The sequence below is a fragment of the Amphritea pacifica genome (assembly GCF_016924145.1).
Lineage (GTDB): Bacteria > Pseudomonadota > Gammaproteobacteria > Pseudomonadales > Balneatricaceae > Amphritea > Amphritea pacifica.
Genome location: NZ_JAFFZO010000015.1, coordinates 1 through 23,048 on the forward strand (window position 1 = coordinate 1; position 23,048 = coordinate 23,048).

Annotated in this window: 26 protein-coding genes; 18 read left to right on the plus strand and 8 right to left on the minus strand. The window is 53.4% G+C overall.

Features of this window, described 5'->3' with window-relative positions; all coding sequences use genetic code 11:
- Positions 1–198: 198 nt before the first annotated feature.
- On the minus strand, positions 199–1,473 hold the full coding sequence (locus JW499_RS09980; RefSeq protein ID WP_205210463.1) for an O-acetylhomoserine aminocarboxypropyltransferase/cysteine synthase family protein: 1,275 nt from the start codon (positions 1,471–1,473) through the stop codon (positions 199–201).
- A 160-nt stretch (positions 1,474–1,633) separates the two neighbouring features.
- Between JW499_RS09980 and radA the strand changes: the two genes are divergently transcribed.
- Positions 1,634–3,007 (plus strand): DNA repair protein RadA, encoded by a 1,374-nt coding sequence (gene radA / locus JW499_RS09985; protein ID WP_205210464.1) that lies wholly within the window; start codon positions 1,634–1,636, stop codon positions 3,005–3,007.
- Between the two features lie 16 nt (positions 3,008–3,023).
- On the opposite strand, the gene JW499_RS09990 is transcribed toward radA, so the two are convergent.
- Positions 3,024–3,383: a PilZ domain-containing protein gene (locus tag JW499_RS09990; protein WP_205210465.1), complete on the minus strand. Its 360-nt coding sequence runs from the start codon at positions 3,381–3,383 to the stop codon at positions 3,024–3,026.
- 142 nt (positions 3,384–3,525) lie between these two features.
- On the minus strand, positions 3,526–5,187 hold the full coding sequence (gene ettA / locus JW499_RS09995) for an energy-dependent translational throttle protein EttA (RefSeq protein ID WP_205210466.1): 1,662 nt from the start codon (positions 5,185–5,187) through the stop codon (positions 3,526–3,528).
- Between the two features lie 238 nt (positions 5,188–5,425).
- Between ettA and JW499_RS10000 the strand changes: the two genes are divergently transcribed.
- From JW499_RS10000 to ribA, 14 genes are all read left to right on the plus strand, one after another.
- Positions 5,426–5,845 carry an Hsp20/alpha crystallin family protein gene (locus JW499_RS10000; RefSeq protein ID WP_205210467.1) on the plus strand — a complete coding sequence of 140 codons (420 nt, stop codon included), beginning with the start codon at positions 5,426–5,428 and terminating at the stop codon, positions 5,843–5,845.
- A gap of 210 nt (positions 5,846–6,055) precedes the next feature.
- Positions 6,056–7,312: a serine hydroxymethyltransferase gene (glyA, locus tag JW499_RS10005; protein ID WP_091354957.1), complete on the plus strand. Its 1,257-nt coding sequence runs from the start codon at positions 6,056–6,058 to the stop codon at positions 7,310–7,312.
- A 138-nt stretch (positions 7,313–7,450) separates the two neighbouring features.
- Entirely contained in the window at positions 7,451–7,927 is a 477-nt protein-coding gene (gene nrdR / locus JW499_RS10010; RefSeq protein WP_091354959.1) for a transcriptional regulator NrdR, read from the plus strand.
- A gap of 5 nt (positions 7,928–7,932) precedes the next feature.
- Positions 7,933–9,054: a bifunctional diaminohydroxyphosphoribosylaminopyrimidine deaminase/5-amino-6-(5-phosphoribosylamino)uracil reductase RibD gene (gene ribD, locus JW499_RS10015; RefSeq protein WP_205210468.1), complete on the plus strand. Its 1,122-nt coding sequence runs from the start codon at positions 7,933–7,935 to the stop codon at positions 9,052–9,054.
- Positions 9,055–9,056: 2 nt separating this feature from the next.
- Positions 9,057–9,734: a riboflavin synthase gene (locus JW499_RS10020; protein ID WP_205210469.1), complete on the plus strand. Its 678-nt coding sequence runs from the start codon at positions 9,057–9,059 to the stop codon at positions 9,732–9,734.
- Positions 9,735–9,758: 24 nt separating this feature from the next.
- Positions 9,759–10,877: a bifunctional 3,4-dihydroxy-2-butanone-4-phosphate synthase/GTP cyclohydrolase II gene (gene ribBA / locus JW499_RS10025; RefSeq protein WP_205210470.1), complete on the plus strand. Its 1,119-nt coding sequence runs from the start codon at positions 9,759–9,761 to the stop codon at positions 10,875–10,877.
- Between the two features lie 5 nt (positions 10,878–10,882).
- Positions 10,883–11,356, plus strand: coding sequence for a 6,7-dimethyl-8-ribityllumazine synthase (gene ribH, locus JW499_RS10030; protein ID WP_091354969.1), 474 nt, complete (start codon positions 10,883–10,885; stop codon positions 11,354–11,356).
- Between the two features lies 1 nt (position 11,357).
- The gene (gene nusB, locus JW499_RS10035; RefSeq protein WP_205210471.1) at positions 11,358–11,834 is read left to right on the plus strand and encodes a transcription antitermination factor NusB; all 477 of its coding nucleotides are present in this window, start codon (positions 11,358–11,360) and stop codon (positions 11,832–11,834) included.
- A 9-nt stretch (positions 11,835–11,843) separates the two neighbouring features.
- On the plus strand, positions 11,844–12,821 hold the full coding sequence (gene thiL / locus JW499_RS10040; RefSeq protein WP_205210472.1) for a thiamine-phosphate kinase: 978 nt from the start codon (positions 11,844–11,846) through the stop codon (positions 12,819–12,821).
- A complete protein-coding gene (locus JW499_RS10045) occupies positions 12,818–13,291 on the plus strand; it encodes a phosphatidylglycerophosphatase A family protein (RefSeq protein ID WP_205210473.1) in 474 nt (157 codons plus the stop codon). Before thiL ends, JW499_RS10045 begins: the two co-directional genes overlap by 4 nt.
- Positions 13,292–13,500: 209 nt before the next feature.
- Complete coding sequence (locus JW499_RS10050) at positions 13,501–13,827, plus strand: PepSY domain-containing protein (protein WP_205210474.1); 327 nt, start codon at positions 13,501–13,503, stop codon at positions 13,825–13,827.
- A 14-nt stretch (positions 13,828–13,841) separates the two neighbouring features.
- Positions 13,842–14,504 carry a response regulator transcription factor gene (locus tag JW499_RS10055; RefSeq protein ID WP_205210475.1) on the plus strand — a complete coding sequence of 221 codons (663 nt, stop codon included), beginning with the start codon at positions 13,842–13,844 and terminating at the stop codon, positions 14,502–14,504.
- Positions 14,501–15,853, plus strand: coding sequence for an ATP-binding protein (locus JW499_RS10060; RefSeq protein WP_232846330.1), 1,353 nt, complete (start codon positions 14,501–14,503; stop codon positions 15,851–15,853). The genes JW499_RS10055 and JW499_RS10060 overlap by 4 nt, the downstream gene beginning before the upstream one ends.
- Positions 15,854–15,957: 104 nt before the next feature.
- Complete coding sequence (gene ribA / locus JW499_RS10065; RefSeq protein ID WP_205210476.1) at positions 15,958–16,575, plus strand: GTP cyclohydrolase II; 618 nt, start codon at positions 15,958–15,960, stop codon at positions 16,573–16,575.
- Between the two features lie 46 nt (positions 16,576–16,621).
- Here the strand turns inward: ribA and dxs are convergent, their stop codons facing one another.
- From dxs to JW499_RS10080, 3 genes are read right to left on the minus strand one after another with little or no spacing between them, the layout of a single operon-like run.
- A complete protein-coding gene (gene dxs / locus JW499_RS10070; RefSeq protein ID WP_205210477.1) occupies positions 16,622–18,397 on the minus strand; it encodes a 1-deoxy-D-xylulose-5-phosphate synthase in 1,776 nt (591 codons plus the stop codon).
- 5 nt (positions 18,398–18,402) lie between these two features.
- Positions 18,403–19,284 carry a polyprenyl synthetase family protein gene (locus JW499_RS10075; protein WP_205210478.1) on the minus strand — a complete coding sequence of 294 codons (882 nt, stop codon included), beginning with the start codon at positions 19,282–19,284 and terminating at the stop codon, positions 18,403–18,405.
- Positions 19,285–19,288: 4 nt separating this feature from the next.
- Positions 19,289–19,528: an exodeoxyribonuclease VII small subunit gene (locus tag JW499_RS10080; protein ID WP_091354988.1), complete on the minus strand. Its 240-nt coding sequence runs from the start codon at positions 19,526–19,528 to the stop codon at positions 19,289–19,291.
- Positions 19,529–19,756: 228 nt separating this feature from the next.
- Here JW499_RS10080 and pomA point away from each other — a divergent pair, with 228 nt between their 5' ends.
- Together pomA and JW499_RS10090 are read left to right on the plus strand one after the other, a co-directional pair.
- Entirely contained in the window at positions 19,757–20,521 is a 765-nt protein-coding gene (gene pomA, locus JW499_RS10085; protein WP_205210479.1) for a flagellar motor protein PomA, read from the plus strand.
- Positions 20,522–20,535: 14 nt separating this feature from the next.
- Positions 20,536–21,489, plus strand: coding sequence for a flagellar motor protein MotB (locus JW499_RS10090; RefSeq protein ID WP_205210480.1), 954 nt, complete (start codon positions 20,536–20,538; stop codon positions 21,487–21,489).
- Positions 21,490–21,562: 73 nt separating this feature from the next.
- On the opposite strand, the gene JW499_RS10095 is transcribed toward JW499_RS10090, so the two are convergent.
- Positions 21,563–21,868: a c-type cytochrome gene (locus JW499_RS10095; protein WP_205210481.1), complete on the minus strand. Its 306-nt coding sequence runs from the start codon at positions 21,866–21,868 to the stop codon at positions 21,563–21,565.
- A gap of 159 nt (positions 21,869–22,027) precedes the next feature.
- A complete protein-coding gene (locus JW499_RS10100) occupies positions 22,028–22,231 on the minus strand; it encodes a hypothetical protein (protein WP_091354998.1) in 204 nt (67 codons plus the stop codon).
- A gap of 298 nt (positions 22,232–22,529) precedes the next feature.
- Here JW499_RS10100 and JW499_RS10105 point away from each other — a divergent pair, with 298 nt between their 5' ends.
- The gene (locus JW499_RS10105) at positions 22,530–22,997 is read left to right on the plus strand and encodes a hypothetical protein (RefSeq protein WP_139203136.1); all 468 of its coding nucleotides are present in this window, start codon (positions 22,530–22,532) and stop codon (positions 22,995–22,997) included.
- The last annotated feature ends 51 nt before the right edge of the window (positions 22,998–23,048 follow it).

Sequence of the window (23,048 nt, forward strand, 5' to 3'; positions counted from 1 at the left end):
ATCGAGATACTTGCTACAAAGGGAGCCTGAAAGGCTCTAAGCCGAGTCAAAGCGTCCCATAAATCTTTTACCTCGTTTTTGCTAACGTCGCTGGAATAGCCTTAGAAAAACAAAACCCCAGCAAAAATACTGGGGTTTATCAGTAACCTGAAGCCTCGCAAATGCGAGGCTTTTTTATAGTTGTTCCGGTCGCTCAGCTTATTTTGCGGCCTGTAGCGCCTGCTCCAGATCGGCCAGCAAGTCATCGATATGCTCAATGCCGACTGACAGACGCACCATATCGTCGGTCACACCCGCAGACTTCAGCTCTTCATCATTCAACTGACGGTGAGTGGTTTCTGCAGGAATCGATGCCAGAGACTTACAGTCGCCGATATTTACTAAACGGGTAAAGATGTTCAGCGCATCATAGAATTTACGGGTGCCTTCGCGTCCACCTTTGATGCCGAAGCTGAGGATGCCGGAAGCCTGACCTTTCATATACTTCTGTGCCAGAGGGTAATCTTTGTGGCTTTCCAGGCCTGCATAGTTAACCCAGCTAACCTGATCGTGTGCGGCAAGATATTCCGCTACTTTCTGAGTATTTTCGCACACCCGCTCCATACGCAGAGACAAGGTTTCGATCCCCTGCAGCAGCAGGAAAGCGTTCATCGGTGACAGAGCAGCACCGGTATTTCTCAGCGGCACGACCCGACAGCGGCCGATAAACGCCGCCGGACCAAAGGCGTCCGTGTAAACCACGCCGTGGTATGAAACGTCCGGGGTGTTCAGCAGCGGGAAGCGGTCAGCGTGATCTGCCCAGGGGAACTTACCGGAATCGATGATCACACCGCCGATAGAGTTACCGTGACCGCCTATATACTTGGTGGCCGCCTGAACAACGATATCGGCGCCATGCTCAATCGGGCGCCACAGAGCCGGGCTGGCAACGGTGCTGTCAACGATCAGTGGCAGACCGTGTTTATGGGCCAGCTCAGCCATGGTTTCAATGTCGGCAATGCCACCGGAAGGGTTGCCAATCGATTCACAATAGATCGCCCGGGTGCGGTCATCGATCTGTGCTTCCATCGCGGCAAAGTCATCTTTATTGGCAAAACGTACCTCAATGCCCTGACGTGGAAAGGTGTGGGCAAACAGATTGTAGGTGCCGCCATACAGTTCGCTGGTAGCGATGATGTTGTCGCCAGCTTCGGCGATGGTCTGAATGGCGTAAGTGATCGCCGCCATACCGGAAGCTACCGCCAGCGCTGCTACACCGCCCTCCATTGCCGCGACGCGCTGTTCCAGTACATCGGTGGTTGGGTTCATGATACGGGTGTAGATATTGCCTGGGACTTTCAGATCAAACAGATCAGCGCCATGCTGCGCGTTATCAAACGCGTAGGAGGAGGTTTGATAAATGGGTACAGCGACCGCTTTGGTCGTCTCTTCCGGGCTGTAACCACCGTGTATGGCAATTGTTTCCAGTTTCATCTGAAGCTCCTCATAAGCAATGTGATACGTCTGTGTTGGTTTTTTTTTTCGTTACGTAGCGCATGATTGTAGTCCTTCAGCTGAATAAATAAAGGCCTCTTTGGTTCAAGGTGACAGAGGGTTCCGCTAGAATGCTCAGATCTATTCGCAGGAGAGATTGATGGCCAAGGCAAAGAGTGCGTACGTCTGTAATGACTGCGGTGCAGATTACAGCAAATGGCAGGGGCAGTGCGGCGCTTGTCATGCCTGGAATACCCTCACCGAAGTGCGGCTCAGCAGCGCTAAACAAAGCAGTCAGCGTGGAGCCCGGTTTGAAGGTTATGCCGGTGCAGGCAGTATGGCGAGAGTGCAGGATCTGTCGGAGGTGAATCTGGCGGATATGCCGCGCTTTGCCTCAGGTTCCGGCGAGCTGGACCGGGTGCTGGGGGGCGGGCTGGTGCCCGGGTCGGCGATTCTGATTGGCGGGCATCCGGGGGCCGGCAAAAGTACGCTGCTACTGCAGACTATGTGCCATCTGGCGCAGCAGATGCCGGCACTGTACGTCACCGGTGAGGAGTCACTGCAGCAGGTTGCCTTGCGGGCTCAGCGGCTCGGGTTGATCACCACCAATCTGAAGATGTTGTCGGAAACCAGCGTTGAGCAGATCGGCACCATCGCTGAGCAACTGAAGCCTAAAGTGCTGGTGGTGGACTCGATTCAGGTGATGCATGTGGATGATGTTCAGTCAGCGCCCGGCAGCGTCTCCCAGGTGAGGGAAGCTGCAGCGTATCTGACCCGCTTTGCTAAACAGACGGGCACTGTGCTGTTTCTGGTAGGCCATGTGACTAAAGATGGCTCGCTGGCCGGCCCCAAAGTGCTGGAGCATATGATTGACTGTTCGCTGCAGCTGGAGGGGGACAGTGATGGCCGTTTTCGCACTTTGCGCAGTCATAAAAACCGTTTCGGTGCGGTGAATGAACTGGGGGTGTTTGCCATGCTGGAACAGGGCCTGAAAGAGGTTAAGAACCCCAGTTCGATATTTCTAAATCGAGGAGAAAAGCCCAGTCCCGGCAGTCTGGTTATGGTGGTCTGGGAGGGCACCCGGCCGCTGCTGGTGGAGATTCAGGCGCTGGTGGACCAGAGCCATATGAACAATCCACGCCGGGTCGCGGTGGGGCTGGATCATAACCGCCTGGCAATGTTGCTGGCCGTGCTGCACCGTCATGGTGGACTACAGACCGGTGATCAGGATGTGTTTGTGAACGTGGTGGGTGGGGTGAAAGTGCTGGAAACCAGTGCTGATCTGGCGCTGTTGCTCTCGGTGGTGTCCAGTTTCCGGGACCGGGCGCTGCCGCAGGATCTGATTGTGTTTGGTGAGGTGGGGCTGTCGGGAGAGATTCGTCCGGTACCGAACGGCCAGGAGCGGATTAAGGAAGCGGCTAAGCATGGCTTTCGCCGGGCAATTGTGCCGAGGGCCAATGCCCCAAAGCAGGCCCCGCAGGGGATGACTGTGGTCGGCGTCAGTCAGTTATCCGAAGCACTGGACGCGTTGTAATCATCGTTCCGCTGGATCAGGTATTGGTCAGGTGTTTCAGCTCCCTTTCGAGCAGCGCTTCATCGCCCAGGTTGAGTTCGACCAGCCGGCGCAGATGGGAGATACTGTCAATATCCATGTTCTGCGCTTCAAAGCCCAGATACTCCCCCAACTGATGCCGCAGGATTACCGGCATGCGGATAGTGATGTCATTGGAGAGACGGATAATCAGTTCGGCTGTATCACCGATATTCAACAAGGGTGTCAGAATGACTGAGGTCAGCGCACCCTGGAAAGAGATATCGATCAGCTCCACCGGCCAGCTGCATTCCTCGGTGTGGACCTCACAATCAGCATCAAAGGTGATTCGCTGGAAACGGCGCCGCTCTTCTGTCATTCGATTCTCCGGTTCTGTCTGTCAGACTAATGTTTATTCTAGTGTAATTTTCCCCAAGAGTATCTTTTGCCGCTGCTCAGACTGAGGAATATAAAAAACCGGCGCGAAGCCGGTTTTTTGGAGTGATGGGCAGGATATAGCGTTACTTAGCCATTCGCTTGTATTTGATTCGTTCTGGCTGGTGATCCTTGCCGTAGCGCCGCTTATAGTCTTCAGCGTATTCGGTGTAGTTACCTTCAAAGAACTCCACCTTTGAATCGCCCTCATAGGCCAGCATATGGGTACATACTCGGTCCAGGAACCAGCGGTCGTGGGAGATTACCACCGCGCAGCCTGGGAAGGCCAGCAGCGCTTCCTCCAGTGCCCGCAGGGTTTCCACGTCAAGATCGTTGGTCGGCTCATCGAGTAACAGTACATTGCCACCCTCTTTCAGCAGCTTGGCCATATGCAGACGGTTACGTTCCCCGCCGGACAGGTCTTTAACAAACTTCTGCTGATCAGCTCCCTTGAAGTTGAAGCGTCCACAGTATGCCCGTGAAGAGGTGGTGTAGTTACCGACCACGATGTTGTCCTGACCGTCAGAGATCTCTTCCCAGACAGTTTTTTCCCCCGCCAGATCGCGGCTCTGGTCGACGTACGCCAGTTTCACCGTTTCGCCGATCTCAATCGTACCGGAATCAGGCTGTTCTGTTCCGGTGATCATTTTGAACAGGGTTGATTTACCAGCACCGTTACCACCGATAATGCCGACAATGGCACCCTGAGGAATGCTCAGTGACAGATCTTCAAACAGTACTTTGTCGCCGAAGGACTTGGTAACGTTATTCAGTACGATCACCTTTTCACCGAGGCGGGGGCCCGGTGGAATATAGATCTCTGAAGTTTCATTGCGGGTCTGGAACTCCCGGGAGTTCATCTCTTCAAACTGGCGCAGACGGGCTTTGGATTTCGCCTGACGGCCTTTCTGACCCTGACGTACCCACTCCAGCTCGGCATTTACCGCTTTATGGTGAGCCGCTTCCTGCTTGGACTCCATCTCCAGGCGCTTCTCTTTCTGCTCCAGCCAGCTGGAGTAGTTACCTTCGTAGGGGATACCGCGGCCCCGGTCGAGCTCGAGAATCCAGCCAGCGGCATTATCGAGGAAATAGCGGTCGTGGGTGATCGCCACAACGGTGCCAGGATATTCCTGCAGGAAACGCTCGATCCAGGCGATCGATTCAGCGTCCAGGTGGTTGGTTGGCTCGTCCAGCAGCAACATGTCCGGCTTATCAAGCAACAGGCGGCAGAGGGCAACCCGGCGACGTTCACCACCGGACAGGTTCTTAACCTCTGCGTCCCAGGGCGGCAGGCGCATCGCATCGGCGGCACGTTCCAGCATGATATCCAGGTTATGGCCATCTTTGGCGGCGATCAGGTCTTCATAGCGGGCCTGCTGTTTGGCCAGTTCATCAAAATCAGCATCCGGTTCGGCGTAGGCTGCATAGACAGCTTCCAGACCGTTCAGCGCCTCTTTGACATCCGCCACCGCTTCTTCAACCACTTCGCGGACTGTTTTGCTGTCATCCAGCTGTGGTTCCTGCGGCAGATAGCCCACATTAATACCAGGCATCGGACGAGCCTCGCCAATATACTCCTGGTCCACGCCTGCCATGATTCTCAGCAGGGATGATTTACCTGAACCGTTCAGGCCCAGAACACCAATCTTGGCACCGGGGAAAAATGACAAGGATATATCTTTTAATATTTCACGTTTGGGTGGCACAACTTTACCGACCCGATTCATGCTGTAAACGTACTGAGCCATTACACAACCTGTTAACTGTTATCTCTGAACTGCGCATATCTTAGCGGTACAGAGAGTTTATTGCTATTTGATATGCGTCAAAAAAAGCACTGGAGAACGCTCAGTCTCATTTCTAAACTTAGAGTGCCGTTAGTAGCTGCGTGTTTATCGGCGACATTTATGGGGCTGATGCCGGGGGTGCTAACCGCAACATTAAGGCGTGCGACCACGAACTGCAACTTCTCGGGAGGTGAGCAAAATGAGTAATCTGACACGTTTTAATAGCCTGTTTGACGATACATTCTTCAATGATTTCTTCCGTCCGGTTCGCCGTGAGGATGGTGGTGATAAAGTGCCGGCAATAGATGTCCATGATGGCGAAGGGCAGTATCTGGTCAGAGTTGATCTGCCGGGCATCAAAAAAGAGGATATCAGCGTCAGCCTGGAGAACGGTGTGCTCTCCGTCAGTGCTGAAAGCACCCGTGAGAACACAGAGGAAAAAGATGGCAAACTGATTCGTCAGGAGCGTCGCTATGGCAGGTTTGTCCGTTCCCTCAGCGTCGGTGCAGATGTCGACCCGGCGGGGATTAAAGCCAGTTTCGAGAATGGAGTGTTGAGTCTGACGCTGCCTAAGGTTCAGGAACAACAACCCGCCTCTGTTTCGATCGCTATTGAGTAACCGTTATTCGGTATATCTCAGTACCCGGCGGCGAAAAGCTGCCGGGTTTATTCTCTTTATGAGCGAAATTCTCTGTGAACTGACTTACTTTCAAGTGCGTTTTGTATATAAATTCGACTATAATACGCGGCTTTTCCAAGGCCCGGAATATCGTTGCTGTTTCAAGCGCGATGGCGGGGCCTGTGTAAATCTCAACCTTGGGGACCGCTAATGTTTAGCAAAGAGATGACTATCGCTGGTTTTGATCCGGATCTGTATGCTGCGATGCAGGCTGAGGCCAGGCGTCAGGAAGAGCATATCGAGCTGATCGCTTCTGAAAACTATACCAGCCCACGGGTGATGGAAGCTCAGGGCTCTGAGCTGACCAATAAATACGCGGAAGGTTACCCGGGTAAGCGCTACTACGGTGGTTGCGAGCACGTTGATGTGGTTGAGCAACTGGCGATTGATCGTGCCAAAGAGTTGTTTGATGCGACCTACGCAAACGTTCAGCCGCATTCCGGTTCTCAGGCAAACGCAGCGGTTTATATGGCGCTGTGTCAGCCGGGTGATACGGTTCTGGGGATGAGTCTGGCTCACGGTGGTCACCTGACTCACGGTGCTGCTGTCAGCTTCTCCGGTCGCATCTACAATGCGGTTCAGTACGGTTTGAATGCCGAGACTGGCGAAATCGATTATGACGAAGTTGAGCGTCTGGCGCTGGAACATAAGCCAAAAATGATCGTAGCAGGCTTTTCTGCATACTCTCGCGTGGTTGACTGGCAGCGTTTCCGTGATATTGCGGATAAAGTGGGTGCATACCTGTTTGTTGATATGGCACATGTTGCCGGCCTGGTTGCTGCCGGTGTTTACCCGACGCCACTGCCTTTTGCTGATGTTGTGACCACCACCACTCATAAAACGCTGGGTGGTCCACGTGGTGGTCTGATCCTGTCGGCAAATGCCGATGAGGAACTGCAGAAGAAACTGAATTTTGCCGTATTCCCAGAGTCTCAGGGCGGCCCGCTGATGCATATTATTGCTGCTAAAGCCGTTTGCTTTAAAGAAGCGATGCAGGATGACTGGAAAGCCTATCAGGCTCAGGTTGTTAAAAATGCTCAGGCGATGGCCAGTGTATTCAAATCACGTGGTATCAAGATCGTTTCTGATGGTACCGATGATCATCTGTTCCTGGTTGACCTGATCGGTAAAGAGTATACCGGTAAAGATGCCGATGCCGCTCTGGGGCGCGCCAACATCACCGTCAACAAAAACTCTGTACCGAATGATCCCCGTTCACCCTTCGTGACCTCTGGACTGCGTATCGGTACGCCGGCCATTACCCGTCGTGGTTTTGGTGAAGCCGAAGCGGAACAACTGACCAACTGGATCTGTGACGTACTGGATAACATCGATAATGAAGATGTGATCAACACAGTGAAACAGAAGGTTCTGGATATCTGCGCACGCTTCCCGGTTTATAAGTAAACCGTTACAATAGAAACGGTTTTAAACCTGTTTCTCTATCGGGGCGCCTTGGGCGCCCCGGTTGTTTATATAAGCGCTTTGAAATCTGTGATGAATGCGTGCTTATATAAGCGATTAAACGCTCTTTGAGGATGATATATGTACTGTCCGTTCTGTAATGCCCATGAAACCAAGGTGGTTGATTCACGCCTGGTGGCAGAGGGACAGCAGGTGCGTCGCCGGCGCGAATGTATCTCCTGTCATGAGCGGTTTACCACCTACGAAGCTGCTGAGCTTCTGATGCCCCGCCTGATTAAAGCGGATGGCACCCGTCAACCCTTCGATGAAGATAAACTCCGTGCCGGTATTCAGCGTGCTGTGGAAAAACGCCCGGTCAGCGTTGAAGATATCGAAGCCTGTATCAGCCGGATCAAACAACACCTGCGGGCCACGGGTGAGCGTGAGCTACCCTCCCGCAGTGTTGGCGAAGAGGTGATGAGTCAGCTGCGTAAGCTTGACCAGGTTGCCTATGTGCGGTTTGCTTCGGTGTATCGCAGCTTTCAGGATATCAACGAGTTTAAAGAGGAGATTGACCGGCTGTCCGAACAGAAAGAGGATGTGCTGAAGGCCGAGTAACCGCGATGACAGACTGGAGTATTGCAGATCACACCTTTATGTCCCGGGCGATACAGATCGCCTGGCAGGGGCTCTATACTACCGGGCCCAACCCGCGGGTAGGCTGTGTGCTGGTTAAGGATGGCCAACCGGTCGCTGAAGGCTATCATCGTAAAGCGGGCGAGGGACATGCAGAGGTTAACGCCCTGCGCAGTGCGGGTGAACAGGCGCAGGGGTGTACCGCCTATGTTACTCTGGAACCCTGCAGTCATTTTGGTAAAACCCCGCCCTGTGCCGATGCGCTGATCGCGGCAGGCGTGGCAGAAGTGGTTGTGGGTATGGTTGACCCTAACCCGCGGGTGTCGGGTAATGGCATCGCTAAACTGCAACAAGCTGGCATATCGGTTCGTGTGGGTCTGATGGAGAGCCAGTGTCGGGCACTGAATCCGGGGTTTATTCAACGGATGGCAACGAAAATGCCATTTGTCCGGCTTAAAATGGCTGCCAGTCTGGATGGTCGTACGGCGATGGCATCCGGCGAGAGTCAATGGATCACCGGCCCACTGGCCCGGCAGGATGTGCAACGCTTGCGGGCGCGCAGTTCAGCGGTGATCAGTGGTGTCAGTTCAGTGATCAGTGATGATGCGTCGCTCAATATTCGTGCCGCAGAGCTGGGGCTGGATAATGCGGCTGAAGTGGCGGAGCGTCAACCTTTACGGGTGGTGCTGGATAGTAACGGTCGGATGCCTGAACAGGCTAAGATGTTCGGTCTGCCGGGGCGCACCCTGATTGTCAGTTGTGTTGATGCCCCCGCTTTTATCGCCGATATCGACTCGGCCGAGTGGCTCATACTGCCGGGAGAGCAAGGCCGTATCGATCTGCATCAGTTACTGCAGGAGCTGGCGCGCAGAGAGTGCAACGAAGTACTGGTGGAAGCCGGTGCTACCCTTGCGGGGGCCTTTGTTGAGGCGGGGCTGATGGATGAGCTGGTACTCTATCAGGCGATGAAACTGCTGGGCAGCAGTGCCCTGCCAATGTTTCAGCTGCCGCTGGATAAAATGAGTCAGCAGAAAAAACTGACTCTTGTCGACAGCCGGATGCTTGGGAATGATCTGCGCCTGACGCTGGTCCCCGGGCTGGAGAGATAACGATGTTTACCGGAATAATTGAAGCAGTGGGTGTGATCGCCGCGGCCGAAGAGGTGCAGGGCGATCTGCGTTTGTATATCCGCACCGGTGATCTGGACCTGTCGGATGTGAAACTGGGGGACAGTATTGCCGTCAACGGGGTCTGCCTGACCGCCGTGGCGCTGCCGGGAGATGGCTTCTGGGCTGATGTTTCCAGAGAAACCCTGGTGCACACCCGGTTTCCTGATCTTTCTCCGGGTGAACGGGTGAATCTGGAAAAAGCGATGCAACCGACGACCCGGTTTGGTGGTCATATCGTCACCGGCCATGTGGACGGGCTGGGCGAAGTGGTATCGATTGAAGCCGATGCCCGCTCAATCCGCTATAAAATCAGCGCACCGAAAACGATTGCCCGCTATATAGCAGCCAAAGGCTCGATTACCGTAGATGGCGTCAGTCTTACGGCGAACGCGGTAGAGGGACATATTTTTGAGCTGAATATTGTGCCTCATACGGCGCAGGAAACTATAATAGCCAGCTATCAGTCTGGTCGGAAGGTGCATCTGGAAGTTGATATTATTGCCCGCTATATGGAGCGACTGATCAACTATACCGATGACAGCGATACTAATTTAACGGAAACCGCCGGTGGGGTGAGTATGGCTACCCTCGCTCAGGCGGGTTTCCTGAACCGCCGCTAGAGCGGCCACAGAGGCTTTAGGTTAATGGAACTGAATACCCCCCAGGAACTGATCGAAGATATCCGTCAGGGCAAAATGGTTATCCTGATGGATGACGAAGACCGGGAAAATGAAGGCGACCTGGTGATCGCAGCGGAGATGGTGCGTGCCGATGATATCAATTTTATGGCCACCCATGCCCGTGGACTGATCTGTCTGACGCTGACCCGTGACCGTTGCCAGCAGTTGAAGCTGCCGTTGATGGTGCAGAGTAACGGTGCACAGTTTTCTACTAACTTTACCCTGTCGATCGAAGCCGCTGAAGGTGTGACTACCGGTATCTCTGCTGCAGACCGTGCCCACACCGTTCGCACCGCGGTCCGTGCAGATGCCAAGCCAGAAGATATTGTTCAGCCGGGTCATATCTTCCCGTTGATGGCACAGCCCGGTGGTGTGCTGAGTCGTGCAGGTCATACGGAAGCGGGTTGTGATCTGGCCCGCCTGGCGGGGATGACGCCGGCAGCGGCGATTGTCGAAATAATGAATGAGGATGGCACTATGGCGCGCCGTCCTGATCTGGAAGAGTTTGCCCAGAAGCATAACCTCAAGATCGGTACCATTGCCGATCTGATCCATTACCGCACCACCAACGAACACACGGTGATGCGCGAAAGTGAAGGGGTGTTGCCAACCGAGTTTGGTGATTTCAACTTCGTCACCTATCTGGATGAGATTCAGGGGTGTACCCATATGGCGCTGACGCTGGGGGATATCACCCCTGAAGAGCCAACTCCGGTACGGGTACATCTGCGTACAGAGGTGCTGCGGGATGTTGTTGGTGCCGCACAGGGGGAAGAGCTGAAGTGGACCATGCGTCGGGCTTTGAGGAAAGTGTCTGATGAGGGTAAAGGCGTGGTGTTGCTGCTGGATACCGGTGTGCGTGTCGATCTGGGTGACGCCCTGAATCAGATGCTCAACACTGAGAAAAAGATCCGGCAGCACAATATCAGTGCTTCAGGTTCCTATCTGACGGTAGGCACCGGCTCTCAGATTCTGCGGGATCTGGGTGTAGGTAAGATGCGGGTGCTGAGTTCACCTATGAAATTTAATGCAATCTCCGGTTTTGATCTGGAGATTGTCGATTACATTGCATGCGAAGAGTAAAGAATATGTCAGTTCAGTATATTGAAGGTGATTTCCTCAGCGGAAATGGTCAGTACGCAATCGTTGTGGGGCGTTTTAACAGCTTTGTTGTGGAAAGCCTGCTGGAAGGTGCGATTGATACCCTGAAACGCCATGGTATCGCCGCAGAGAAGATCCGCGTGGTGCGGGTTCCCGGTGCGTTTGAAATCCCGCTAGCAGTGCAGAAGATCGCCGCACAGAAAAAAGATGATGCCATTATTGCGCTGGGCGCCGTTATTCGTGGCGGTACTCCGCACTTCGAATACGTCTCTGGTGAGAGCTCTAAAGGTGTGGCTCAGGTGTCTCTGGAGTACGGTATCCCGGTGGCTAACGGTATTCTGACAGTTAATTCTATTGAGCAGGCGATTGAGCGTTCCGGCACTAAAGCAGGTAATAAAGGTGCAGAAGCTGCACTGTCTGCGCTGGAAATGGTTAGTCTGCTGCGTCAGCTTGAGGTTTAAGATGAGCGACACTCCTGCACCTAAAAAGCAGAAAAAACCCTCTCTCACCGAGATGCGCCGGTCGGCCCGCAGTTTTGCCCTGCAGGCGCTCTATCAGTGGGAGATGTCCGGTAATGCGGTGGCTGATATTGAACTGCAGTTCCGTATGGATAACGATATGTCAGGTACCGATCTGAGTCTCTTCGATGAGCTGTTGCATGGCGTACCTGCCAATGTCGCGGAACTGGATCGTGCTTATGAGCCCTTCCTGGACCGGGCGCTGGATGATCTCGACCCGATCGAGCGGGCGGTGCTGCGCATCGGTAGTTTTGAACTGATCAATCGCATTGTCGTGCCCTATAAAGTGGTGATTAATGAAAGCGTTGATCTGGCAAAAATCTTCGGTGCGACCGAGAGTCATAAGTATGTGAATGGCATACTCGACAAACTGGCTGCCCGGGTACGTATGACCGAGATAAACGCTAATCGTGGTAAATAAGCCGCTGTGATGACCGGCGAATTTGAGCTGATCCGGGACTATTTCGCCGATATCGGTGGCGATCTTTCCGGGTCTGTGCAGCTCTCAGTGGGGGATGACTGTGCGGTAATCACGCCGCCCGCTCACCAGGATCTGGTGGTCTCTATCGACACCATGGTCGAGGGGGTTCACTTTCCGTCTGGCACTTCCGGAGACAGAGTGGCTTCACGGCTGCTGGGCGCTGCCCTAAGTGATCTGGCCGCGATGGCGGCCAGCCCGGCTTTTTTCACCCTGGCACTGACGTTGCCTGATACCGATCCGGTCTGGCTGAAGGCCTTCAGTACCCGTCTGGCCGAGCTGGCGCGTCAATATGGTGTGCAACTGGTAGGGGGAGATACCACCCGTGGACCCCTTACCCTGAGTGTACAGGTGCACGGATGGACGCCGGCAGGCAAAGCCTTGCTGCGCAGTGGTGCCAGTCCCGGCGACCGGATCTTTGTCACCGGTACGTTGGGAGACTCCCGTGGCGGGCTGGAGACCCTGCTTAACAATATCCATGGTGAACAGGTGCCCTACCTGCAGCACCGTTTTTTCTGTCCCGAGCCCCGGCTGGATACGGCGTTGCTGATTGCCCCCTTTGCCACGGCGGCGATCGATATTTCGGATGGTCTGCTGGCAGACCTGAATCATATTCTTGAAGCCAGCCAGGTGGGGGCAATGCTCAACCCGGGTGAACTGCCCATCTCTCATGAGCTGCGTCACTGGGTGGGGGAAGCACAGTCGCGGCAGTGGGCGCTGAGTGGTGGAGAGGATTTTGAACTCTGCTTTACTGCGCCGGCACTGGTTGAGCCAAAACTGGCCTGGGCGCTGCGTGATCACAACGTTGCTGTAACCTGTATTGGACAGATCTCCGAGACGCGTGGAATCGTTCTGGCGGAGGATGGTCAGATCCTGCCTGTGACGCCTCAGGGCTATAATCATTTTTCTGAAACAGGTAATTTCCGATGAATCAGGCGCCTGCATCGGTGTGGCGGAATCCGATCCACTTTCTGGCGTTCGGACTCGGCAGTGGTGCTTCACCCTGGGCGCCGGGTACGGCGGGAACGCTGGCCGCTATCCCCCTGTTTTTGCTGATTCAGCCTCTCTCCCTGGTCTGGTATGTGGCGTTTTTGCTGGTCACCTTTCTGGTGGGGATCTACCTCTGTGGTCAAACCTCGAAAGATATGGGGGTGCATGATCATGGAGGGATAGTCTGGGACGAATTTGTAGGCTACTGGATCACGATGCTTGCAGCACCGCCTGGGTGGCTCTGGATTGCTATCGGGTTTGTTCTGTTCAGGCTGTTCGATATTATTAAACCCTGGCCGATCAGTTGGGCAGATAAAAAGGTCGCCGGCGGATTGGGTATTATGCTTGATGATGTGCTGGCGGGGCTGATGGCACTGATCTGTCTGCAGCTATTAACCCGGTTGGTCTAACGTTTATTCTGCACCACCGTCAGATTCACCACTCTTCTGCTCTATCTCCGTGCTTTCAGCTTGATTTCACAGATCGCTGATATTCTTGTTTGACAGTCTGGGATAACTATTCCGGTGTGTTACGGGTATATTTATACAAGCGAAACTGTTTTTGAGATGGCGGCTACCGCTGACAAACAGAGGTTGTTGCACAGAGCAGAGGCGTAATAATGAAAGCAATGATGATAAAAATAGCATTTTTGCTCCTTCTGGCGTCACCGGTAGCGCACAGTGAGTGGGTTGGGGTGAAAATCCTGGATGCTGAAGCCTGCCGGGTGTTGGTGCAGGCGGGTGAGATTCTCTCAATGAGCGATCTGATGCGGTTGGTCAGTACGCTGTCGGAAGGCAAAATCATTGATACCCATCTGTTGCAGAAACAACAGCTCTATATTTATGAGATGGAGATAGCCGCCCCCGATGGCATGGTGTCCATGCTCTATGTCGACGCCCGCAACGGCGATGTGGTTGATCCGGTAGTGCTACAGAATAAAAAATAGGGAGATCGGAACAGATGCGTATTCTGCTAGTGGAAGATGATGCGGCTCTGGGGCCTGAACTGAAGGCTTCACTGGCGAAACATGGCTATGCGGTGGATCTGGCGGTCAATGGTATTGATGGTGAAACGCTCGGCAGGGAGGATATCTATGACCTGGTGGTGCTGGATCTGGGGCTGCCTGACCGGTCGGGCCTGGATGTGTTACGTCACTGGCGGGCACAGAAGAATAATATCCCGGTTCTGGTGCTGACCGCCCGTAGCGCCTGGCAGGAGCGGGTTGATGGTTTTGATGCGGGGGCGGATGATTATCTGCCTAAACCATTTCACACCGAGGAGCTGTTGGCGCGGATGACAGCGCTGTTGCGGCGGGCGAACCAACAGATCACTTCACAGTTGCAAACCTCAGGGCTGACCCTGGACGAGAATACCCAATCGGTGATCCGTGAGGGCACAGAAATTGCCCTGACCGGAACCGAATACCGCCTGCTGCGCTATATGATGCACAACCCAGGACGGGTGCTGTCGAAGCTGCAGCTGGTGGAACATATGTACGATGATTGTGCTGAGAACGACAGTAATGTGGTAGAAGCGTATATCAAGATGCTGCGGAAAAAAATTGGCCACGAGATGATCGCCACCAAGCGGGGTCAGGGTTATGTATTCGGAGCCAGCCGTTGAGGTCGATTCAGTCCAGACTCAATGTTAATTTTATTGTCATCACGCTGATTCTGTTCAGCCTGTTCTGGGTGGGGCAAAGCTGGTTTCTGCGACAGATGGCGTATGACTTTGTCGCCGCCCGCCTTACCAGCGATGCCTACACTGTGCTGCGGGCGGTTGAGATGGATATCGGTTCTGGCTGGCGTATCAATGTCGACAACACCTCTTCAGTGTATCAGCAGCCGATGTCGGGGCACTATTACCAGGTCGCGGTGGATGGTAAGTGGTTTTTCTCCCGCTCCCTGTGGGATGGACAGATACCTGCTGCTGCCGGGCAGGACATAGGTCAGGAGAATATCCGCCTGATTCAGCAGGATGATAAGCCGACGCTGGTGTACTCAAAAACCTTCATGAAACAGGGGCGTGAGATCCAGGTCGTTCTGGCTGAGGATATCAGTCGCATTGATAAATCACTGACTCAGCTGGGCTGGTTGCTGGCTGGACTGGGAGTGATTGGTCTGATCATTCTGCTGGCACTGCAGATCTTTATTATCCGCCGGGGACTCAGCTCACTAACCGAGGTGAAACAGGATATCTCCCGGTTGAAAGCGGGGGATATTCGCCAGCTGTCGCCAACTAACACCCGTGAAATTGAACCGCTGGTGACTGAGATTAACTATCTGGTGCAGAATATGGAGCTGCGCTTGCAGCGCTCCCGCAATGCGGTAGGTAACCTGGCTCATGCCGCAAAAACCCCACTCACTGTGATCGATCGTCATATTGATACCCTGCTTGAGCAGGGCGTATCTCAGGGGCAGGGGATTAAGGAACAGTCTCAGCGGCTGCGGCAGATGATCGACCGGGAACTGACCCGGGCCCGGATTGCCGGAGCCGCCCTGCCGGGGCAGCGGATCTATGTAGGTGAAGAGCTTGAAAAGCTGATCCGCACCCTCAAAGCGATCTACCGGGAGAAGGCGCTGGTGTTTAATCTGGATATCAGCGCTAAAAGTTATTTTCCCGGTGAGCGGGATGATCTGGTGGAGTTGCTGGGCAATCTGCTGGATAACGCCAGTAAATGGGCGCAGAGTCAGATCTGTATCAAAGCGCATATGGATGAGCACTGTCTGGAACTGACTATTGAGGATGATGGCCCGGGGGTTCCTGAAGAGGCCCGGGAACGGTTGATGAACCGCGGTGAGCGGCTTGATGAGTCAACCAGTGGTCATGGCCTGGGGATGAGCATAATCAATGAGATTGTGCGTCAGTATCAGGGGCAGATAATACTCGATTCATCCGCACAGTTAGGTGGTCTGAAGGTGATGGTTATGTTGCCCCGCCGTGCGGATCTTGAGCTGCCGGCACAAAATTAATGCCGCGCAACCTTTAATATTCTGATAATGCCCCCATTTCAGGGGTATGTGAAAGGCGCTATCACTGCTAGAATAACCGCCTTATTTTTCGAAGGAATCCCTTAGTGTCCGTAAAGTACGCCGCATCATCCAAGTTGCCGACCCCATGGGGGGTCTTTACCATGGTTGGGTTTGAAGACCTGGCATCCGGAAAAGAGCATGTGGCGCTGACCTATGGAGACCTGAACTCGGATACACCGGTACTGGCGCGCATCCACTCTGAATGTCTCACCGGTGACGCGCTGTTCTCGCTACGTTGCGACTGCGGTTTCCAGCTGCAGGAAGCGCTGAAACGGATCAGTGAAGAGGGCTGCGGAGTACTGCTGTATCTGCGTCAGGAGGGTCGGGGTATCGGCCTGCTGAACAAGATCCGGGCCTATCATCTGCAGGATGGTGGGGCGGACACAGTTGAGGCCAATGAGAAACTGGGCTTTGCTGCAGATATGCGAGATTACAGTATGTGCAAGGTGATGCTTGAGCACCTTGGTGTGACCAGCGTCAACCTGATGACGAATAACCCGCGTAAGGTTAAGGCGCTGGAACAGTATGGTCTCAACGTTGCCGCCCGGGTGCCTCTGCAGGTGGGCAAAAATCGTCACAATGAACAGTATCTTGCGACCAAGATGGGCAAGCTCGGTCACCTGATGAGTGAACATCATTTTCAGGATGATGAAGAGGAATGAACTTCAAAAAAACCGGCTTCCAGGCCGGTTTTTTTATAACTGAATATTACAGGCGGCGCTGGATCGACTGGATAATCCCCTGGCTGTCCAGCCCGCACTCCGCCAGTTGTTCTGCCCGGGTCGCATGTTCAATCCAGCGATCAGGAATGCCCAGACTCAGTAAATCGTTATGGTATTGCTGTGTATGCAGGTACTCGCTAACCTCAGACCCTGCGCCACCTTTGATTGAATGGTCCTCAAGGGTCACCAGTAACGGATGATTTGTGACCAACTGATCGATCAGCGCGTGATCGAGGGGTTTAACAAATCGCATATCCACCAGAGTCAGATTCAGTTGCTCAGCGGCCACCCTGGCTTCATTGAGAAGCGGGCCGAAGTTTAACAGTGCGGCCCGCTCACCCTGCCGTATCACTCTGGCCTGGCCGGGAGGGATGATCTGTGGCGTTGTGACCGCAACGCCGGGACCCGTTCCGCGGGGGTAGCGTACGGCTGCAGGCCCCTGATATTCATAACCGGTTTGTAACAGGTTGCACAGTTCCTGCTCGTCTGCAGGGGTCATGATCATCAGTCCGGGAAGGCAGCGCAGATAGCTGATATCAAAGCAGCCCGAATGGGTCGCGCCATCCTCACCCACCAGACCGGCCCGGTCGAGCGCGAACAGAATATCCATATTCTGGATAGCGACATCGTGAATCAGCTGGTCATAACCGCGCTGTAAAAAGGTGGAATAGATAGCAACCACCGGTTTCATCTGGCGGCAGGCCATACCGGCCGCCAGGGTGACCGCATGCTGCTCCGCAATAGCGACATCAAAGAAACGTTCGCTGAAACGTCGCGAAAACTGTACCAGATCAGAGCCTTCACACATCGCGGGGGTGATCGCCACCGTTCGGGGATCGTGCTCCGCCAGGTTGCAGATCCAGCGGCCAAACATGTTGGCATAGCTGGGTTGCCGTGATTTTGGTGGGGTAGGCGGCTGGCTGATCGGCTCTATTTTTGTGATCGCGTGATAACCTACCGGATCTTTCTCAGCCGGAGCAAAGCCTTTACCTTTGAGGGTGGTAATATGAAGAAACTGTGGCCCTTTGCTGTTCAGCGACCGTTGCAGGGCCGGCAATAACTGATTGAAGTCGTGGCCATCTACCGGACCGTTATAATGAAAGTCCAGGGCTTCAAACAGTGCCGCTGTGGTGGCCCCCATCTTATCTTTGAGGTTTCTCGCCAGATAGGTGGCCAGTCCGCCCTCGTTGCGGGAGATCGACATATCGTTATCGTTCAGAATCACCAGCAGGTTGGCATGAGTATGCGCGGCATGATTCAGCGCCTCAAATGCCATCCCTGCTGTCATCGCACCATCACCGATAACCGCGACGGTTTTATGTTTCAGTCCCTGTAAGCGGTCCGCCAGTGCCATACCCAGGGCGGCACTGATCGAGGTACTCGAGTGTCCGGTACCAAAATCATCGTACTGACTTTCGCTGATACGAGGAAACGGCGCCAGTCCACCCTTTTGACGGATGCTCAACAACGCTTCACGGCGACCGGTGAGAATCTTATGAGGATAACTCTGATGGCCTACATCCCAGATCAGATGATCATCCGGTGTCCTGAGCAGATAGTGCAGGGCGATGGTCAGTTCGATCACACCAAGACCGGCACCAAAATGTCCACCGGTCTGGCCAACCGTGTAGAGCAGAAATGCGCGCAACTGTTCAGCCAGCTGGGGCAGTTGCTCTACCGTTAGCTGTCGCAGATCCGCCGGAATACTGATCTGATCCAACAGCGGTGTTTGCGGCCGGGACTCCGGGATGGAATACAACATAGTCATCAATACTGGCGCTCAACAATGTAGTCAGCCAGCCAGTGAAGCGGCGCAGCTGCATCTTTAAAATAGTCGATACTGGCATGGGCCTGTTCATTCAGCTGAGCCAGCTTTTGCTTTGCGCCCGCCATTCCCAGCAGCGCCGGGTAGGTGGACTTCTCCAGTAACAGGTCGGAGCCCTGTGGTTTACCCAGGGTTTCAGTATTACTCTCAATATCAAGAATATCGTCTTTTACCTGAAAGGCCAGACCGATAGCACGGGAGTAAGCGTTCAGCGCCTGCAGATCGGTGGCGCTCGCACGGTTGCTCGACAGGGCCCCCAGCTCAACACTGGCGCTGATCAGGGCGCCGGTTTTATGCTGATGCATCAGTTCAAGTTGTTCCACCGTAATTTGCTGGCCTTCATTGCAGAGATCGATAGATTGTCCCCCCACCATGCCCCGGTAACCACTGTTACGAGCCAGTATGCCGACCATCTTCAGGCTGACTTCTGTCGGCAGGGTTGTGTCTGCCGCCAGTAGCTCAAAGGCCAGCGCCTGCAGACCATCACCCGCGAGAATTGCAGTGGCCTCGTCAAAGGCGATGTGGCAGGTAGGTTTGCCCCGGCGCAGCTCATCGTCATCCATTGCCGGAAGATCATCATGCACCAGCGAATAACTGTGAATACATTCAATAGCGCAGGCCGCAGCATCCGCTTGCTCGAGCGCCCCCCCCAGCAATTGGTTGGCCATATAGACAAGCACGGGGCGGACCCGCTTGCCGCCATTGAGAAGGGAGTAATGCATCGCCTGGCGAACCCGGTCGGCATCACAGGCATGGCTGAGAACCGTCTTTAGCTGTTGTTCGACCCGGTGCTGATATTGCTGAAACAGCGGCTTAGCGTCCATCAGATCACTCCTCAGGGAGGTCAAAGGGAACCTCTTTTAACTCCCCATTCTGCTCAATCAGCATCTGCACTTTTTGTTCGGCATCGGCGAGAATAGACTGGCATTCACGGGTTAAGCGGACTCCTTGTTCGAAGGTCTGCAGTGATTGTTCCAGAGACAGTTCGCCCTGTTCCAACTGGTTAACCATGGTTTCCAGTTGTGACAGAGAGGTTTCAAAATCAGGTGTTTTTTTCTTTGCGCACATAGAGCATACCGTCGGTGTTGGAACCGTTTAAAAGGCGACAAATTACCGGACAGGCCGGTCAGGGTCAATCAGACCCATAAATTGTACTCTAAACAGAGGGATATAGGGGGAACCCGGTCAAAATTTTGGTATCATCACGTTAAAGTTTCACCGCTATGCGGGCGATAACGTATGACTGTTCAGACCGTTCAGAGAGCTGAAGCAGTCAGAGACACGAAGGGGATTTGTGTGGATTTAGCAACACTTGTTGGATTGATTGGTTCATTAGGCATTGTTATCGCCGCAATGGTGCTCGGTGGTGATCCCGGTGTGTTTGTCAACGTACCGTCAATGCTGATCGTTATCGGCGGTATGCTGCTGGTGGTGTTGATGAAATTTACGCTGGGGCAGTTTCTCAGCGTCGGTAAAGTCGCCGCCAAAGCATTTCTGTTTAAATCGGTCAGTCCGGAAGAGATTATCACTGAAACGGTGGACCTGGCTGATGCTGCCCGAAAAGGGGGGCTGCTCTCCCTTGAAGATAAAGAGGTCAGTAGTGATTTTATGCAGCGGGGTATCCAGCTGCTGGTGGATGGTCATGACCCAGAGGTTGTCAAAACACTGCTGAATAAAGAGATGAAGCTGACAACGGATCGCCATCAGACCAGTATCACCATTTTCCAGGCAATGGGAGATGTGGCTCCGGCGATGGGGATGATCGGAACACTGGTGGGTCTGGTGCAGATGCTGTCAAATATGTCTGATCCAAAATCGATCGGGCCGGCGATGGCCGTCGCGCTGCTGACCACTCTGTATGGTGCCATGGTGGCAACCATGATCGCCCTGCCCATTGCCGATAAACTCTCTATCCGCAAAGAGGAGGAAAGTCTCAATCAGGCGCTTATTATCGATGGTTTGCTAGCCATCCAGGCGGGCCAGAACCCCCGGGTGATTGAACAGATGTTACGCAACTACCTGCCTGAATCGAAACGTGCAGCAGCTGCTGAAGAGGCTTAAAGGGGCATACGAAGATGAGTGATGAAGAGCTCGAGTGTCCCCCCTGTCCCGCAGGTCTTCCCGGATGGCTGGCAACCTTCGCTGACCTGATGTCGTTGCTGATGTGCTTTTTCGTACTGCTGCTGTCTTTTTCGGAGATGGATGTACTGAAGTTTAAGCAGCTGGCGGGGTCGATGCGTGAAGCGTTTGGGGTGCAAAATCAGATTAAGGTTCAGGATATTCCCAAGGGAACCAGCATTATCGCACAGGAGTTCAGCCCCGGCCGGCCGGAGCCTACGCCCCTCAATGAAGTCAGGCAGATGACTCTCAATAATGACCTGCAGACCCTGGACGTCAGAACCCGGGAGGGGGAGTCTGATATCAGTGATAAACTGGAAGGGGAAACGGCGGACAAGTTGCAACAGATGCTGCAGCAGATGGAGGCTCAGGCAGAGGCCGCAGCGAAGAAAGAGGCGGTTGAGTTTGCAGCGGCTTTGCGGCAGGAGATAGGTCAGGGAAGTGTCGAGGTCGATACCGATGGCCGCAAGATTGTCATTCGTGTTAAGGAGAAAGGCTCGTTTGATTCCGGTTCTGCTGAGTTAAAGTTTGCTTATATACCGGTAATCGCCAAGATCCGCGATGTTTTGCTGAATGTCGGAGGTAAAGTGGCTATCGAGGGGCATACCGATAATATTCCCGTGTCTGGCGGGCAGTATGAGTCTAACTGGGGACTGTCTACCGCCCGGGCTCTGGCGGTTGGCCATGAGCTGTTTGCCGATCCGCGTATTGATCAGTCCCGCTTTACCATTATCGGCTATGCCGATACTAAGCCTCTGGCACCAAACAATACCGCAGAAAACCGGAGTATGAACCGTCGGGTAGAAATTATTATTCAGAAAGGGGATGACCCTGAAGCGCTGAAAAAACTTAAAGCGCAGGGGGCGGATGATAAGGAGTTCGGCCCGTTAGAACCTCAGGAAGTGTTCTGAAGCGGTGGTAGAACAGACGTTCTTCAGACAATAAAAAACCCGGAAAATCCGGGTTTTTTTAATCTGAATTCTATTATTTAGAGTTATCCAGCATGTACTGGATAGCACCTTTCAGTTCGCTTTCAGTGCAATCCATGCAGGTGCCTTTGGGTGGCATCGCATTCAGGCCATTCGTTGCACTGACCAGCAAAGCATCGATACCTTTTGCTGCGCGAGGGGCCCACTGTTCAGCATTACCAAATATTGGTGCGCCTGCTGCGCCAGTCATATGGCAGGCCATACACTTAGTGTTATACAGAGTGGCACCATCGCGTTCAGCCATAGCAGCTACAGGGGTCATCAGCATGGCAGTGACTGCCAGAATCATCGTTTTTTTCATCTCATCTCACCTTTTTAGTATCCGTTTATCGCTGCCGTATCACCGGCCCCGGAATTTTTAGTCATCGCAGTGTATGCATATGGCTACTTACTGTAAATACCTCAAAAGGTCTTAATCGAAGCTGAATCGTTAAAAAATGATGCAGAGCAAAAACGACTCTCAGGCACGCAGGCTCATGGCGTAGGTCGCCTGGTTGTGCTGGTTAGAGGCTCTCAGCTGTTGCTGTTTACGCTGTTCAATATAGTCTGCGTAGAGCGACATTGCCTGTTCGGCAGGCAGGTCGATAAGATGGATGATCTGTTCGGCGCTGTGGCCATCCCGCATCAGTTGCCCGATCTGATGCTCAATTGAATTTGTCTTCATTGTTTTAAACCTTTCTTTTATTTAGCCGATATAGTTTCTTAGAAAAGTATGACAAAACAGTTTCAAAGGTTAAATTTCCTATTTATTACAGGGTTTTTGTTGTCGGACAGGGGCGGAATAGTATATGTTCTGTTTTATACTCAAAATGAGAGATCTGTTTGATTAAGCCGCTGAATGGGTGAAATGCATAAGTAAAACGGACTTTACATAAAATTATAACAAGGGGGGGACAATGGATAAGGATACTGCTCACAGGGCTGGCTCTGAAGACGCTAAAAAATCTATTTTTGGAGGGGGTATGCCAACTAGCCTGCGTGCCAGTTATGATGCCGATGAACTGGCTCAGAAGCTGGGCTTTGTTTCTTTTTCAACCGATTTTCTGATTCGCTGTTACCGGGTGTTTGATGGTGATATCAAGTCGGCCATCATTTTTAATGTAATATCGCTCTGGGCGCTGCGTCAGCGCGAAGATGCGCAGGACCGTCAGGATGTGGCAGGTTTCTCCTGCAACAATCATTCAATCAGTATCGCTACCGGAATCCCTTACGAAACCGTTCGCCGCAAGGTTAAAGCGATGGTTGAGAATGGCTGGTTAGAGTTCAGTGACTCTTCACATGTGGTTTTAAACTCAGATAAGTGGCGCGAGGTGTTGAGTGAAGTGATCGACCCTGAACGCTGTGTTGTGGGTTATGTCCGCAGTACCGATGTTGCACCCACATTTGGACGTAGCGAGCGCCGCGGAAGTCCTGCTGATCGGCGCAGCTGACACTGAATCATCCGCATAAACAGGGGCCGCAATAGCGGCCCCTTTCTGTTT

Bases quoted from the DNA above. Each gene is read 5' to 3' on its own strand.
- thiL (WP_205210472.1), top strand. From the start codon at position 11,844: ATGACCGGCGAATTTGAGCTGATCCGGGACTATTTCGCCGATATCGGT.
- radA (WP_205210464.1), top strand. From the start codon at position 1,634: ATGGCCAAGGCAAAGAGTGCGTACGTCTGTAATGACTGCGGTGCAGAT.
- JW499_RS10080 (WP_091354988.1), bottom strand. From the start codon at position 19,528: ATGTGCGCAAAGAAAAAAACACCTGATTTTGAAACCTCTCTGTCACAA.
- ettA (WP_205210466.1), bottom strand. From the start codon at position 5,187: ATGGCTCAGTACGTTTACAGCATGAATCGGGTCGGTAAAGTTGTGCCA.
- JW499_RS09990 (WP_205210465.1), bottom strand. From the start codon at position 3,383: ATGACAGAAGAGCGGCGCCGTTTCCAGCGAATCACCTTTGATGCTGAT.
- nrdR (WP_091354959.1), top strand. From the start codon at position 7,451: ATGTACTGTCCGTTCTGTAATGCCCATGAAACCAAGGTGGTTGATTCA.
- JW499_RS09980 (WP_205210463.1), bottom strand. From the start codon at position 1,473: ATGAAACTGGAAACAATTGCCATACACGGTGGTTACAGCCCGGAAGAG.
- JW499_RS10100 (WP_091354998.1), bottom strand. From the start codon at position 22,231: ATGAAGACAAATTCAATTGAGCATCAGATCGGGCAACTGATGCGGGAT.
- ribD (WP_205210468.1), top strand. From the start codon at position 7,933: ATGACAGACTGGAGTATTGCAGATCACACCTTTATGTCCCGGGCGATA.
- nusB (WP_205210471.1), top strand. From the start codon at position 11,358: ATGAGCGACACTCCTGCACCTAAAAAGCAGAAAAAACCCTCTCTCACC.
- JW499_RS10020 (WP_205210469.1), top strand. From the start codon at position 9,057: ATGTTTACCGGAATAATTGAAGCAGTGGGTGTGATCGCCGCGGCCGAA.
- JW499_RS10000 (WP_205210467.1), top strand. From the start codon at position 5,426: ATGAGTAATCTGACACGTTTTAATAGCCTGTTTGACGATACATTCTTC.
- JW499_RS10095 (WP_205210481.1), bottom strand. From the start codon at position 21,868: ATGAAAAAAACGATGATTCTGGCAGTCACTGCCATGCTGATGACCCCT.
- ribH (WP_091354969.1), top strand. From the start codon at position 10,883: ATGTCAGTTCAGTATATTGAAGGTGATTTCCTCAGCGGAAATGGTCAG.
- JW499_RS10105 (WP_139203136.1), top strand. From the start codon at position 22,530: ATGCCAACTAGCCTGCGTGCCAGTTATGATGCCGATGAACTGGCTCAG.
- JW499_RS10045 (WP_205210473.1), top strand. From the start codon at position 12,818: ATGAATCAGGCGCCTGCATCGGTGTGGCGGAATCCGATCCACTTTCTG.
- JW499_RS10055 (WP_205210475.1), top strand. From the start codon at position 13,842: ATGCGTATTCTGCTAGTGGAAGATGATGCGGCTCTGGGGCCTGAACTG.
- dxs (WP_205210477.1), bottom strand. From the start codon at position 18,397: ATGTTGTATTCCATCCCGGAGTCCCGGCCGCAAACACCGCTGTTGGAT.
- glyA (WP_091354957.1), top strand. From the start codon at position 6,056: ATGTTTAGCAAAGAGATGACTATCGCTGGTTTTGATCCGGATCTGTAT.
- ribBA (WP_205210470.1), top strand. From the start codon at position 9,759: ATGGAACTGAATACCCCCCAGGAACTGATCGAAGATATCCGTCAGGGC.
- JW499_RS10090 (WP_205210480.1), top strand. From the start codon at position 20,536: ATGAGTGATGAAGAGCTCGAGTGTCCCCCCTGTCCCGCAGGTCTTCCC.
- JW499_RS10075 (WP_205210478.1), bottom strand. From the start codon at position 19,284: ATGGACGCTAAGCCGCTGTTTCAGCAATATCAGCACCGGGTCGAACAA.
- JW499_RS10050 (WP_205210474.1), top strand. From the start codon at position 13,501: ATGAAAGCAATGATGATAAAAATAGCATTTTTGCTCCTTCTGGCGTCA.